Genomic DNA, 14,644 nt, shown 5'->3' with positions numbered 1-14,644 from the left:
CGATAGCTACCCCGGAGGCATCATCACCGGATAGCCTTCGGTGGGACCCGCTGGCAATACGGTTCCGGAATAGGGTTGGCCATACGAGGCACCGCCGCTACAGGCGTCGCAGCTATTACACGAGGGAGCACAGACGGGACCTGCTGGGGCCATGATTGGTCTCGCAGCAGTCGTTCGTGAGCCGAACAGGTTTGAGCAACAGCCGCAGCCGCTGGTCACAGCGAGGCCGACAGCCACCATCATGGCAAAGAGGATTCTAATCATACGCACGTTCCTTTCGGACCTCGGGAGGGGGGAAGGTTGCCGCTGAGGCTTCAGTGGCACGGTAAGAGGCTTGAGGGTGTGTCCAGTCCGTTTTCAAGCCGTGTAAGAGTGCGCTATAGAACTGAAAAAGCAAACGTAACTCTTTACCAACGCAAGACTTTTAACTTGCTGAGCGTTTGCCATGCTTCGCTGAGACTCACAGCCTGAAAACATTTCCCAGCCCGCCATCTCCATCGCACCCTCACTTTTCCTACATATTTGGTGAGCAAGTTATTGCGTGGCTTAAGTAGGCTCCGGTAGACTTCTCCAGAATACCTAAATTAACAATCTGCCGGTAAACAGGTGCCCGTCGGCTGGGGAGACAGATTTTCGAGGAGTTGCCATGACTTTACATAATCACACAAGGCGTAAGCTCCGGTTTGAAACCCTCGAGAGCCGCAAAATGCTAGCGGCGACGACCATCGAGGTTCTTTTGGCGGGGACTACCGGAACTGAAACGGCTCAGTTGCAGATCGATAACGTCCCGGTAGCGACTTGGACGAATGTCGGTGGCGACGCCAATGCGGGGACGTTTGCCACCTTCTCTTACACGCATCCAACCGATGTCGAAATTGGACAGGTCAGGGTTGATTTCCTCAACGACGGAGTTGAGGGAGGCGTCGACAAAGACCTGCGAGTCGATGGAGTCATCATCGAAGGGCAGAAGTTCGAGACCGAAGCCTGGAACGTTTGGTCCACAGGTTCCTGGGATGGCACGGGCTGCAATCCTGGTCACCAGCGAAGCGAATTCCTCAACTGCAACGGTTACTTTCAGTTCGGAACCTTTGGTTCGATTATCGAAGTCCGCGCGGCAGGTGAGACCGGCAACGAAGACCTTCGCCTACGCATTGATGGCAACGTCGTGGCCAGTTTTGATGATATCGGAGGAGACTACTTCGCTGCAGGCTATAACAGCTTCTTCTACCAACATTCCGAGGCGGTTTCCGTTTCGCAAATCCAAGTGGAGTTGGTCGATGGTGACATTGATCAGTTTGGGAACGACTTGAACGCAAGGATCGACGGCATTCGCCTGGACGGAAACTTCTTCGAAAGTGAAGCGAGTGACGTGTTTTCGACCGGCTCGTTCGTCGAGGGGATCGGCTGTCAGCCGGGGGTATGGCAAAGCGAGTTCTTGCAGTGCGGCGGGTTTTTGCAATTCGGAACAAGCCTCAATCAGGGCACTCTGGGTCTGGGTGGGTCACTGTTCTCATTTGACGAAGCCGCCGGGACTGCTTTTATTCCTGTGGTGAGGACAGGCGGTTCCGAAGGAACTGTTGCTTTGCAGTATTCCACAGAGAATCGAACCGCTACGGCTGGCGGCGATTACGTAGCCACCTCGGGACTAGCGATTCTTTATCCTGGGCAGACCTCGACCACTATCGAGGTGCCCCTCATCAACGATGTGCAAGATGAGGAGAACGAGTTCTTTGCGATTACCGCTATCGCAACACGCGGAGAAGCGAGCCTCGGCGAGCCACGTACGGCAACGGTTACCATCCTCGACGATGACGGCGGCCCCAGCATTGGTACGGGGAACGGCCTGCTGGGTAGCTACTATAACAATACCAATTTCACGGCGTTGGTCTTTCAACGTACCGATGCAACGGTCAATTACGATTGGGGGAGCGGGTCGCCTGGCCCAGGGATCGGCTCAGATACTTTTTCTGTGCGTTGGGAAGGAGAGATCCAGCCGCTCTACAGCGAAGACTATACGTTCCGCGTCGCCACTGATGACGGCACTCGTTTATGGATCAACGGTCAGCAAATCATCAATGAGTGGCGGGACCAGCGCACCGTCTTTGACTCGGCACCGATTAGCTTGCAAGCCGGGCAGCGTTACGATGTTCGCTTGGAGATGTACGACAACCAGGGGCAAGCATTGCAGAACCTACAATGGAGCAGCGCTAGCCAACCGCGCGAGATCGTGCCTCAAAGTCAACTCTATAGCGATGAGCCAGACCCAAGCGAAACAGGCTTCTTTTCTTCACAAACGGTCATCACGGGGCTCACCGATCCAACTGCATTGGACTTTGATGATTCCGGGAAGATGTTCATCGCCTTACAAGAAGGCGTCGTGCGGGTCGCACAGAACAATACACTACTGCCAACGCCGTTCCTCGATTTTTCCTCTCGAGTGAATAACATTCAAGATCGTGGGCTGATCGGAATTGCGCTGCACCCAAATTTCCCACAGACACCCTATGTCTATCTCTCATACACGTATGATCCGCCAGAGACACTTACAAGGAGCGGTTTAGCGGGGCCCGACGGGGGTGGGAATCGTGTCGCTCGCTTGACCCGTGTTACGGCCGACGCTTCCAATGGTTTCAATACCGTGGTACCCGGTAGCGAAACGGTTCTCTTGGGGACCAACAGTACCTGGGACAACATCAATCGACCAGATGTCGACGGAACTATCAATCTGGGCGTCGGTCACTCGTGCGGTAGCAATGGCACGCTCGATGATTGTCTTCCTGCTGACTCGCGTTCCCATACGATTGGTAACATTGCCTTCGGATTGGATGGCAGCCTTTACGTTACTAACGGTGATGGAACCTCGTTCAACCAGGTCGATGGTCGCACGCGTCGTGTTCAAGATCTCAATAGCTTGGCTGGTAAGCTGATCCGGATCGACCCCATCACGGGTGCAGGCTTACCCGATAATCCTTTCTTCAACGGCGATCCCAACGCCAACGTGTCGAAAGTAGTGAATCTGGGATACCGCAATCCGTTCCGTTTAGCGATTCACCCTGTCACAGGAATCCCGTATGTCGGGGACGTCGGTTGGACCGCCTGGGAGGAAATCAATGCTGGTTTCGGTGAGAACTTCGGCTGGCCTTGGTACGAGGGGGGCGATGGCGTCAACCTGCGCACGGGCGGTTACGAAAATATCTCCGGTGCCAGTGAGTTCTACGCCAACAACAACGCGGTTCCGCCAATCCTCGGGCGTACCCACTCCAGTGGTGGTATTGCGATGGTTGTGGGAGATTTTTACACCGGCGATGTTTACCCTTCGCGGTTCCAGAACCAACTGTTCTATACCGATTACGGCGAGCCAACCTTCCGCTCGCTAGAGATTTTCGCCGATGGTAGCGTGCAGCGCTCTAATCTGGGGGCCCAGATGCCTGGGGCGGTAGAAATGTCTTTGGCGCCTGATGGGCTCATCTATTACGCGGACAATCGCAACGGCACCATCGGGCGTATGCAGTTCACGCCTACCAATCAAGCTGCCGCGGCACAAGCTGCGACAGGCGACTTCAACTTTGATGGCAGTATTGAAGGCTCCGACTTCTTGGAATTCCAGACTATCGCCGGCCAATCGAATGTCGGCGTCGGGGACCTTGGTGAAGATGCAGTCGTGGGTGATGATGAATTGCTCACCTTCGCCAGTAACTACGGTAGCGAGAACGTCGCAATCGGAGTCGCTGCGATCCAAAGCGAAACCCCTGTGGATTCGTCGGCTAGCGAGGGGGACGAGTTTGCCAGCGAACTTTTCTGGTTGGCGTATGAAGAACCGAAAGAGGCCGAAGGCGAGTTGGTGCCAGCGATGCCTAGCTTAGGCGACTACCAGCTTCCGGCAGCCGACGCGTCGAATGATTTGCCTCTGGCATTTGGGGTGAATTGTGAGTTTGATGCACCCGTAGCGAATCAGGAAGAAGTGGTTGACGATGCGTTTGATGATTGGAGCTCGCTGCCGTCAGAATGGATTGGGCGGCTGGTTTAGCTTCGTAGGTTCTTATAAGTTGGGCCGATATCTACGGACTAATCGACGGTTATCGTCTCCAACGCCTCCAAATCCAGCCCGATTTGGCTCTCCAGCCAAAACATTGCTGCGAGTCCCACGAGCCCCACTCCACTTGCGACGATCAGCGCCCACGATTGTTGAGTGCCGGTCAAAGCCAGTAGCAACAGGGCCAGGAGAGGTACCAAGCCTGCGAGCGCTAGGTACACTCGATTCAGTTTCTTGAGTCGCTCCAGGTCGCTTTGAGCAGGACCTTCAACGATTTCGTTCCGCACCAGCGCTGGAACACCGTAACGCGTTGCCAAAGCGGTGATGATGAAATAGGGGTAAACGATCGCTCCCAGTCCGCAGATGGCTAGCGACGTGAAGAAATGGAGGTGAAATCCCCAACCCTCCTTTAGTGGGCTACCCCAAGCAATCGCCAACGGGAAAGCAGCTCCCGAAGCCGACCACAGGAAGAGGAGCACCATCGCAACGAAGTTGCCGAATAACAGCACGCGATGCACGGCCTTCTCGCGTAAGGGGGGCTCCTTTAATTGCCGGGAGACTCTCAGGCCTGCCCAAACCATGATGCCGATTCCCAACGGGAAAGCGACCGAGTTGATTATCAACTGAACGTGATCGAATCGCTGATAGAGTTCCGGCCAGTCCCCACTCATCCGCAAACGGTTATAGAGATAGTTGAATACGGCAATGAAGATGTTCGGAATTAGTCCTGCCAGCATCATCGACATCACGGGCCAGCCGAGAGCGAACTTTCCGATTGCGCTGGTCGGAGGCTCCAGCAACTTCCAAGCTCTTGGGTTGAGACAAACTCTGAGCGCTTGGGCGAGTTGTCCTGCTGTGCGGTAACGCTCTTTTTTATCGGGGTTCAGGCAACGCTCGAGCGTGCGGCGTAAGGGTGGCGGGCAGTCGTCGGGGAGAACTCGTGAAAGTTCTTGGAAGTCGGTATTGAGACGCATCTCGATCATGCGTTGCAGGCGGGCTAGCTGACCCCCCTGTGAGCCGGCCAGCTCGTCGCGAAAGGGACGCTTTCCGGTGAGCATCTCCCACATCATCACGCCAAAAGCAAAAATGTCTGCCGATTCACGGACCAGTTGAGGCGAACCGCCCAGCAGTGGGTGGCAAGCTTCGAGCTGCTCCGGCGACATGTACGCAAGCGATCCCCCGAAAGCGTCCTTCGGGTCCTCCTCAGCATGTCCACCGTTGTAACTGACGTTGAAGTCAGCTAGCTTCGGAGTCGCCTCAGCGGTAAGCAGCACGTTGGCTGGCTTGATGTCGCGATGCAGTACGCCGCGCTTGTGGGCGTAGGCGAGGCCCTCGGCGATTTCAGAACCCAACAGACAAGCTACCTCTACCCATGGAGCATTTTCAATTCGTTCTCGTCGCGACGAATCAGCAGGCCGACTCATCCCGAGTGTGGCCAATCGTGAGTCGATGGAATCCAGCAACGCCTGCCCTGCCGAGTTGATGCCTCCCACAGATTTGCGTTTTTGAGCGAGCAATTTCAGCAGGTCGTGCAGCGTCCCCCCAGGGGCGACTTCCATGTAGAGGAGCCGTGCGGGCGGCGATTGGCACTCGCGCTGATCGAAGACCCGTATGATGTTCGGATGATCGAGCTGAGCGAGCGTCTGTGGCTCGCGTCCAGATGTGGCTGAAATTTTGAGCGCTACGAGCCGTTCCATCGAGACTTGTCGGGCGAGAAACACACGCGCGAACGCACCGCTGCCCAACGAAGCGACGAGTTGAAAGTCCTCAATCGAATCGCCCGGTTGGAGATCTGCCAGTTGCTGCTGGATGCTCTTGGGGGCTTGGCTCCCCGAGTGATTGCCTTTGAGCGTATCCGGCAGTTGTCCGGCCAGTCGCGTGTCCGCGAAATAAGTGCAGGTTGGCGAACCCGAGATCGCCATTCCGCCCAACAATTCCAGTAACGCGTCGGCCTTGTCTGGAAAACGCTCGCGAATCTCTTCCTCGTAGACGGGTTGCCCGGCCTGGATTTTCGCCTGAAACTCTTCGTACAAGAGTTCCAAAGGAAGTTGCTCGACGAGCCCGAGTTCAGGGTAGTCTCGGACGTAGTGTTCGATCTCTAGCGGCTCGAAATCACGCTGCCAGCGGAATTCCAAGTCAGTTTTTACGAGTTCGATGAGTAACAGGCGTGTTTCATCTACGCTTAAGCCTGTAGTGAACGATCGAAGATGGGGTGGCGAGAACTTAACCGACGAGACGACGACATCGGAGAGTTCGTCCCACGCAGCGGCTAGAGCGTCAATTCTTTCGGCAACGAGTTCCCAAAAGGCATCTTCGTCCCGCGCTGCGGAACCGCTCTGGGAACCAGCCGATTCAGGGTTAGAATGTGACGAAGTCGCCATACTGTGTGTTCAGCGTGGGCCGTTTATTGACCAGGGCCTGTATTTATTGGAGAACGGGCGATTATGAGCGAATCTAACGATCCCGATCTTACCGCACTTGTCGAGCGAATTCGATCCGGTGATTCAACAGCGATGGCTGAGTTTGCTGAGGCGAAGCGTGTGCCCCTGCTAGCCTTCATAACCAGTCGCATCGGCGGCCCGCTGAAGAAGAAGATCGAGCCGGAGGATATTCTCCAAGAAGCGAGCCTGGAAGCAGTTAAATCGTTGAATAAGGTCGATCTGTCCGATCGCGACCCGATTACTTGGCTTTTCCAGATTTGCGAGCGGAAGATCATTGATGCCCATCGGCGTCACTTTGCTAGTCAAAAACGCGATGCATCCCGCGAGGCCGCACTCCCCGAGGGGAGCCAAGGGGCTGGGGGCATCGCCAATCTGCTTGCTGCCAGCATGACGACGCCCAGCGAAGCGTTCTCCCGCGATCAGAGGCAGCTTCGGATGCTTGCCGCCCTCGATACACTTCCAGAGGAACAGCGCGAAGCGCTCAGACTGCGTTACCTTGTTGGATTACCCTCAAAAGAAATCGCAGAGAAAATGGGCAAGAGCGATGGAGCGATGCGGGTGATGCTCTCGCGTTCGCTGGCCAAGCTGCAGGGGATGCTGACGGAGTAAAGCCCAACGTGCTTCTAGACTTCCTCGAGGCTTTTCGACATAAGGTACTTCACGATGCCTTGCGGAAAGCCTGCACGCTGATAGTCAACGGAGTAACCCAAAGTCTTATAAAACTCAGGCGACTGGAAGCTGAAAGTTTCCAGAAAGAATTGCTTGCAGCCGTGCTGTTTGGCTTTGGTCTCGAAGGCGTCCATCAATTGCTTGCCAATTCCCTGTTGGCGATGCGGCTCGGCGACCCACAGTTGTTGCAGTTCGCAGCAGTCTCCCCACCAACGACCAATGGCTCCGCCAACGACAGTCCCTGCTTCATCCTTGGCGAAGCAGGAGATCATGCGCACTTCATGTAGCGGCGCCGCAGTAGAGTTTGCCTCCCCGATTCCACGATCGATGATCGCCAATTCCTCTTTTGGCAGTTCGTCATGAACCGTTATTGCAATCACCGGCAGTCTTACCCCACATCACCTAGCTCAAGCGCCTTCTCATACCGTCGCATCATTTGCTCGCGGAGCGATGCGTGTTTCGCATGCTTGATTCCAGGATCGGCCGCTTCCAAGAGTTGGGCTTCACGACGAGCTTCTTCTAGTGTTTCACGATCACGATTCAAGTCGGCGATCCTTAGCGGAGGCATGCCATGTTGACGGGTGCCGAACAGATCGCCGGGGCCACGGATTTCGAAGTCGAGTTCGGCCAGCTCAAAACCGTCCGTGCTCTGGGAAAACTTTTCGAGGCGCTGGCGCCGTTTATCAGATGAATCGGCCTCAGGAAGCCCCGCGACCAATACGCCGCAGAAGCCCGGATGATTGCCTCGTCCGATGCGACCACGCAGTTGGTGAAGCTGTGCTAGACCAAATCGCTCTGCTCCGGCAATCGTCATGACCGTGGCGTTGGGCACATCGACGCCCACCTCAACGACGGTCGTGCTGACCAGTACCTGGATTTCCCCTGTGTTAAACTCCTCCATGACGGATTGTTTCTCATCAGGATTCATTCTGCCATGCAGTAATCCCAATCGAAACGCTTCAAGCTCGCCGTTGGTAAGCTGCTCGAACGCTTGGGCAACGCTTGGGGCGTCGATGTTCTCTGATTCTTCGACGAGTGGCGCGACAACGAACGCTTGCCTTCCTTCGCGTAGACGGTCTCTGACAAAAGACCACCAGCGAGCTTCCAGGCCTTCTTCAACTAAATATGTGCTAACAGGCTGACGGCCCGACGGAAGTTGGCGGAGTGTGGAAATATCCAGGTCGCCGAACATGGTCATCGTCGTCGTGCGAGGAATCGGCGTGGCCGTCATCACAAGATAGTGGGGTGACTGGTCGTCCTGCCGCATCGCGGCCCGCTGTTTCACGCCAAACTTATGCTGCTCGTCAACGACAACGAGGCCAAGGTTCTTGAACTGGACGCCTTCTTGGATAATCGCCTGCGTGCCGATCACCACATCGACTTCCCCGGCAAGGATGCGGCCCAGCAGTTCGCCGCGTTCCTTCTGGGTAAGACTTCCCGAGAGCAGCTCATAGCTGACTCGGCTTTCGTCCAGTAGTTTGCTGAGCGTAGCGATGTGCTGTCGAGCGAGAATCTCCGTCGGTGCCATGAGTGCCGCCTGTTGTCCGTGAGCTAGACAGACAAGTATCGCGTACAAGGCAACCATTGTCTTACCGCTTCCGACTTCACCTTGCAGAAGGCGGTTCATGGGACGGTCGAGAGCCAAGTCGGCCGTTATCTCTGCAATCGCCTGATTCTGGCTCTCTGTGAGTTCAAACGGAAGTAATCGCCTGATGCGTGCGTCGATCTGTGTCGTCGTCGGTAGAGCAAACGCTTTTAGGTCGTGTTGTTCTCGACGCCGCACGGCCAGGGCTAGCTGCAATACGAACAACTCCTGAAAGATAAAACGATGCTGAGCCCGTTGTTGCTGTTCATGGTCTTCGGGAAAGTGAATCGTACGCACCGCTTCGACCAGCGGCATCAGATCGTATTGTTGCAGCAGCCCCGGGGGAAAGACTTCGGGCAGGAGCGGGGAGAAGTCCTCGACTGCAGCTTCGGTGATCTTGCGAAAGTAATACTGCGAAAGCCCTTCGGTGGTGGAGTAGACGGGCAACAAAGGCCTCTCAATGGTGGCTTCCTCCTCGTCCAGGTGCGTCACTTGCGGATGCGACATCTGCCACATCAGGCCCTTCATCCGCGGCTTCGCCGTAAGGACCACGTGTTGACCCTTTTGCAGCCGCTTGGACATGAACGGTTGATTGAACCACGTCGCCCGTAACGACCCGCCTGTTGCATCTGAAAGCAAGACCGAGAAGCGATTCTTGCCAAAGCCGGAGGAACTACTTCCCGTTTCAACAAGTACTCCTCGCACACTCTGCGTGAGATCCTCCTCCAGATCGTCAATCTTCCGCTCGTTGGTAAGATCTTCATACCGGTGAGGAAAATGAAACAGCAGACTTGCCGCGGTTGGCAAGCCAAGCTTCACAAGCAGCTTCGCTCGCTCAGGACCGACACCCGAGACGAACTCGACGGGCGTATTCAGCTTACGCTTGATCTCTTCGGCGGAAAGTTCCTTGGGCGACTCCATACTCGAATTGTAGCGTACCTCGGGCTTGTTCCCACGCGCTGCGTAGCAAGAAGCGGCTACAGGTATTTCTGGTACGCCGCCACCGCAAGTTCATCAACGCGGTCGTTCTCCGGATGCCCGCTGTGACCAGCCACGCGGGTATACTTAACCTTGTGAGTGCCGAGTAGCTCATCGAGCCTACGCCAAAGGTCCTCGTTCTTCACGGGGACGAGCTTCTTTCCTTCTTTGCGTTGCCAGTTGTTCTTCTTCCACTTCGGCATCCATTCGCTCATCCCTTTGCCAACGTAAACACTATCGGTGAATAGCTCGACCTCCGAAGGGCGTTTCAACACAGACAAGCCTTCGATTACGGCGCTCAGCTCCATGCGGTTGTTCGTCGTTTCGGGCTCGCCGCCCGAACCTTCCAACTCTTTCCCACTCTCCGGGTGACGCATCAAATAAGCCCATCCGCCGGGGCCAGGGTTGCCGCTGCAACCTCCATCGGTGTAAAGAAGAACTTCAGGCATATCGATTAACGTTTCTACTTTTGACTAGAGAATGACATGAACGTCGCTTGCGGTTTCGCAGTTACAACTCTGCAGAGCTGCCGACTGCCGACTCATACCGCGGCTTCGTAAGCTGCTTTAGTTCAGCGGCCAGCGGTGACTCCATTCGGGTATGCTCAGTGACGCTCCAAGGTAAAATCACCGTGAACTCGCTGCCGTTGCCAAGCTCGCTTTCGAGCGTGATGTCTCCGCCCAAAAGTCGACAAAGCTCACGCACGATCGAGAGGCCCAACCCTGTGCCGGAGTACTCACGCGTCATCGCGTTGCCATCGGGTAGAACCGTCGTGCCCTGCCGGAACTTATCGAAAATGGTCACCTGATCCGATTCGCTGATGCCAATCCCCGTATCGATGACTGTCAGCCGCAGGTCGCCGCGGCTATCTTGTCGTACCGAAACATGAATGCGGCCTCCGTCAGGAGTGAATTTAATGGCGTTGGAAAGCAGGTTGTTGAGGATCTGTTCGAGTTTGCCCCGATCTTGGTGCATCTGTGGCAAGCCGGGTGCGATCTCGCAGTCGAGCTCGATCCGTTTCTTCTCGCTCAAGGGACGAGCCATGTCGCATTGCGTGAGGACGACCGACCCAATGTCGAATTCACTTAGCCGCAGCTCCATCCGCCCGCTCTCAATTTTCGCCAAATCGAGAATGTCGTTGATCATTTCCAGCAACGACTTGCCTGAAGTTTGAATGTTCGAAGCGTAGCGTTGGTACTTCTCTTCGAGTTGCGGATTACTCTTCAGCAAATCACTAAAGCCAATGATGCTGTTGAGCGGCGTACGCAGCTCGTGACTGACTGTGGCGAGGAAGTCGCTCTTGAGTTGGTTCATCTCATGCAATCGCATGTTGGCCTGAGCGAGTTCATCAAGCTTCCCGTCGAGTTCGGAGTTGATGTCCTTGAGCTCATCCTGCTGACGAAGTAGCTGACGCAACATGCGGTTGAAAGCGGCACCGAGTTCTTCAAACTCATCTCCCGTGTGAATGTCCGCACGCTGCTCAACGTCACCGCGGCGGACGGCGTTCGACACATCGCGAAGGTGTTCGAGCGGTTTGACAATGACGTAGCGGACGATGATGTACAATGCGGCCATCGAAAAGAACATGGTCGCGATGCCGAGGAACAAGAGCCAAGCATTATTGCGGTCTCGGGCAGCCTTTGTGTCTTTGGCATCGAGGTCGACGCGAACCACAGCCAGCAGGTCTCCCACTTCCAAGTCCGGCCAGTAGGGAAGCTTTTCGGGTAGTTTGAGAGTCTTATGGCAGGTCATGCAACTTGATTTGGCATGGATCGCTTGATAGTAGCGATAGGTTTCGCCGTCGTCGCTTGAGTTCTCGCGACTGAAAACAGTCTCCGGGTCTGCCAGCGCTTTCTTGATATTCTCATCGGTGTCCTTCACATCATTCTCTGACTTGAGTGCCTCGCTGGCAGCAGCCCAATCGTCCATTAGCTCCCATTCAAATGCATCAGCCGGTTTTCCGATGTTGCCAGGGTTTTTGGGGTGAAGAATCTGCCACTTGAACGACCCACTGCGTAACGTCTCACTGATTTCCGTGTTGATGGCCTGCTCGTCAACATCTGCGATATAAGCACCGTTGTTCGAGACATAAACACTTCGATGAGCGTCGGTCATGATCGAATCAACGACCGCTTTACCGACGAAGCGATTCATGCCATAGACGATTTCATTCGTCTTTAAGGCGTAGAAGTAGAAGGAACTGGTGATCAGCAGCAATAAGAAAACACCAAACAGCAGTCGGCATTTCCTCTCCAGGCTCGTTTCGCCGAGGGCTCGTTTGAAGGTGCGGTAGCTCATGGCGAAGGCAAGGAGGGTGAAGGCGTTCTACCGATGATTGTAGAGGGCAGCGTGGCCTCCGTCCAAGTGCAAGCTCCAATGAATGACCAATGACCAAGCCTAAATGACCAATCGCAAGCGGCTCCTCAAGGTGCCTTGGTCATTTTGACTTGGCCATTGCGACTTCTTGCTATTGCATATCCCAGGGATCGATATCCACAATCCAACGAACCTTCGCAGGCGAACGGAATCCCTTGCCCGCCGCACGCACGGCTTCTTGAATCGGTCCGATCTCCTTCGCCTGCAACTGCATGTGGAAACGGAACTCATTCCGCAACTTGAGAATCGGCGCCGGACAGGGACCGAGGACTCGGACATCGTTGGTTTCAGTCGCCGTCTTGCTTGCTGCTTCGCGGATTCTTTGGGCGAGTTGCTCTGCGCTTTCTCGCGTGACGACTTCATCCGGCCCGCGTACGACGATCCGCGCCATTGAACCGAACGGGGGATAACCCACGGATTCGCGAACTTCGAGTTCCGCTTTCGCGAAGTTCAGGTAATCGTGCCTCGCTGCCGCAGCGATGGCCGGATGTTCGGGGTCGAGTGTCTGCACGAGCACCCTGCCCCCTTTGGAGCCCCGCCCGGTCCGCCCGGCGACTTGGGCCACTAGTTGGAAGGTGCGCTCGGCAGCACGAAAGTCGGCAAGGTGCAAAGCCGTGTCCGCGTTCACGACGCCCACCAGTGTGACATTGGGAAAGTCCAAACCTTTGGCAATCATTTGAGTGCCGAGCAGGATGTCGATTTCCCCGGCGCGAAACTCGGAGAGAACCCGTTCATGGCTTCCCGCCTTTCGCATGCTGTCGGTATCCATTCGCACGACTTTGCTGTTTGGAAAACGGGAACGCACTTCATCCTCGAGCTTCTGCGTGCCCAGTCCGCCGTAGCGAATCGCCGGTGATTTGCAATCAGGGCAGACTTTCGGCGGTGGTTCTTCGTGGTCGCAGTAGTGGCACAGGGCGGAGTTGTGCTGTCGGTGATACGTGAGTGAAAGCTCGCAGTCCTTGCATTTCAAAGCGAACCCGCACCCGGGGCATTGGATGTGGGTGGAATAGCCGCGACGATTCAAGAGCAAGATCACTTGCCCCTTGTCGCGCAGCGCCACCTGCATCGCCTGATGCAACTGGCGGCTGATCCCTCCGCTACTGAAACGCGACTGGGCTGGGTCGCGGAGGTTAACGTTCAGCACGTCTGGCAACGGGCGATTCATCACTCGCTTGGGTAACGAAAGCAACTCAAACTGTGAATCGTTGTGAGCGCGCTGCCACGCTTCTAGTGAGGGTGTTGCGCTACCAAGTAGGAGTGGAATGTCTTCAGCAGAAGCTCGTTGCCAAGCGACATCTCTCGCTTGATAGCGTGGAGCGGTATCTTGCTTGAAGGTGCTCTCGTGTTCTTCATCAATCACGATGAGCCCCAGGTGTGGGCAGGGTGCGAAAACTGCACTGCGAGCGCCGACAACGACCTGGACTTCGCCTTTTGCAATTCGTTGCCAATGCAGGTGACGTTCGACATTGGTGAGGTGACTGTGTAGGACTGCGATTGAATCAAACCGGGCACGGAAGCGGCGGACCGTTTGCGGGGTCAGGCTGATTTCGGGCACCAAGACAATTGCCTGTCGTCCGAAGCTGACCACTTTTTCGATTGCTTGCAGGTAAACCTCCGTCTTGCCGCTACCGGTCACTCCGTGGAGTAACAGCCCGCGGCTTTCACCTGAGTCGAGGGCGTTGTGAATCGTCGTCAGTGCTTGCTGCTGGTCATCGTTGAGTTTGAGCGGTAGTTCCCGCTCTGGCACTTCGATGTCGAGGGGGTTGCTGACGACGCGTGCAGACGTCGCTTCGACAAGACCCTGCTTCAGCAGTTGTTGAACCGGCCCGGTCGTGCAGCGGGCCGCCTTTGCCAGCTCGGTAGCAGTCAGCGGTCGGTCACTTGCGGCCAGTTTTTTCAGCGCTGCGGTCTGTTGTTTTGAGCGGAGTTTAATCTCAGCGAGCCGTGCTTTGACATCCGGCGGAACGTGCAGCAGCTTCACCGCACGGGTGCCGGCTTGTGAACGTACCCCAGCAGGAACCACCGCTTCGAGAACTTGTCCCCAGGGACAGAGGTAATACTCGCTCATCCATTTGGTGAGTCTCAACATCGAAGGCGAAACTAGCGTCTCTTTGTCGAGAACTCGTGACACAGGCTTGAGTCGGCTTGGATCGACCGACTTCGTTTCGATCCCAATGCAATACCCCTCCGCTTGACGATTGCCACGCCCGAAGGGGACGCTAACCCGTTTTCCTGGCACAAGCAGTCTCTCAGGCCGCTCCGGATCCGCGAATCCGTCGGGCACTTCGTAATCGAACACTCCATCGGGCCCACTGGCAATCGCTACGGTCGCTACGCGCCGCTGCTCCTGAGCATCGAGTTCCCACTCTGCTAGCTCTTCGTCGAAAAGTGAGGGTTGCTTTTGTGCCATTTCGAAGTCTGGTTCCCGAATACTCCTGAATCTTTAGGGTACTGCCAAGCTGCGGGAAGTCCTACCATGCTGTTTAGCTGCCGAGCGTGCTTGGCACTCGGAATAAAGACAGACCTCACGCCGACCAAGGTCGGCGGCTAACTTTCTTATCT

At 55.7% G+C, this 14,644-nt stretch carries 9 protein-coding genes; 2 read left to right on the top strand and 7 right to left on the bottom strand.

The genetic code is table 11. The annotated features are described in order from the left end of the window. Positions 1 to 6: 6 nt before the first annotated feature. Positions 7 to 264: a hypothetical protein gene (locus RIB44_13360; GenBank protein ID MEQ8617556.1), complete on the bottom strand. Its 258-nt coding sequence runs from the start codon at positions 262 to 264 to the stop codon at positions 7 to 9. A 382-nt stretch (positions 265 to 646) separates the two neighbouring features. On the opposite strand from RIB44_13360, the gene RIB44_13355 reads away from it, so the two are divergent. Continuing rightward, the gene (locus tag RIB44_13355) at positions 647 to 4,027 is read left to right on the top strand and encodes a PQQ-dependent sugar dehydrogenase (GenBank protein MEQ8617555.1); all 3,381 of its coding nucleotides are present in this window, start codon (positions 647 to 649) and stop codon (positions 4,025 to 4,027) included. Positions 4,028 to 4,065: 38 nt separating this feature from the next. On the opposite strand, the gene RIB44_13350 is transcribed toward RIB44_13355, so the two are convergent. Then, the gene (locus tag RIB44_13350) at positions 4,066 to 6,414 is read right to left on the bottom strand and encodes a serine/threonine-protein kinase (GenBank protein ID MEQ8617554.1); all 2,349 of its coding nucleotides are present in this window, start codon (positions 6,412 to 6,414) and stop codon (positions 4,066 to 4,068) included. A 63-nt stretch (positions 6,415 to 6,477) separates the two neighbouring features. Between RIB44_13350 and RIB44_13345 the strand changes: the two genes are divergently transcribed. Then, positions 6,478 to 7,083: a sigma-70 family RNA polymerase sigma factor gene (locus RIB44_13345; GenBank protein MEQ8617553.1), complete on the top strand. Its 606-nt coding sequence runs from the start codon at positions 6,478 to 6,480 to the stop codon at positions 7,081 to 7,083. Positions 7,084 to 7,097: 14 nt separating this feature from the next. Here the strand turns inward: RIB44_13345 and RIB44_13340 are convergent, their stop codons facing one another. From RIB44_13340 to priA, 5 genes are all read right to left on the bottom strand, one after another. Further along, positions 7,098 to 7,415 carry a GNAT family N-acetyltransferase gene (locus RIB44_13340; GenBank protein ID MEQ8617552.1) on the bottom strand — a complete coding sequence of 106 codons (318 nt, stop codon included), beginning with the start codon at positions 7,413 to 7,415 and terminating at the stop codon, positions 7,098 to 7,100. A 116-nt stretch (positions 7,416 to 7,531) separates the two neighbouring features. Then, entirely contained in the window at positions 7,532 to 9,649 is a 2,118-nt protein-coding gene (recG, locus tag RIB44_13335; GenBank protein MEQ8617551.1) for an ATP-dependent DNA helicase RecG, read from the bottom strand. A 56-nt stretch (positions 9,650 to 9,705) separates the two neighbouring features. Continuing rightward, positions 9,706 to 10,155 carry a ribonuclease HI gene (gene rnhA, locus RIB44_13330; GenBank protein ID MEQ8617550.1) on the bottom strand — a complete coding sequence of 150 codons (450 nt, stop codon included), beginning with the start codon at positions 10,153 to 10,155 and terminating at the stop codon, positions 9,706 to 9,708. Between the two features lie 61 nt (positions 10,156 to 10,216). Further along, positions 10,217 to 12,004: an ATP-binding protein gene (locus RIB44_13325; GenBank protein MEQ8617549.1), complete on the bottom strand. Its 1,788-nt coding sequence runs from the start codon at positions 12,002 to 12,004 to the stop codon at positions 10,217 to 10,219. 169 nt (positions 12,005 to 12,173) lie between these two features. Further along, the gene (priA, locus tag RIB44_13320) at positions 12,174 to 14,492 is read right to left on the bottom strand and encodes a primosomal protein N' (protein ID MEQ8617548.1); all 2,319 of its coding nucleotides are present in this window, start codon (positions 14,490 to 14,492) and stop codon (positions 12,174 to 12,176) included. Between the last annotated feature and the right edge of the window lie 152 nt (positions 14,493 to 14,644).

The sequence above is a fragment of the Lacipirellulaceae bacterium genome, from assembly GCA_040218535.1.
Classification (GTDB): domain Bacteria; phylum Planctomycetota; class Planctomycetia; order Pirellulales; family Lacipirellulaceae; genus Adhaeretor.
This window is presented reverse-complemented; position numbering and strand designations above follow the sequence as displayed.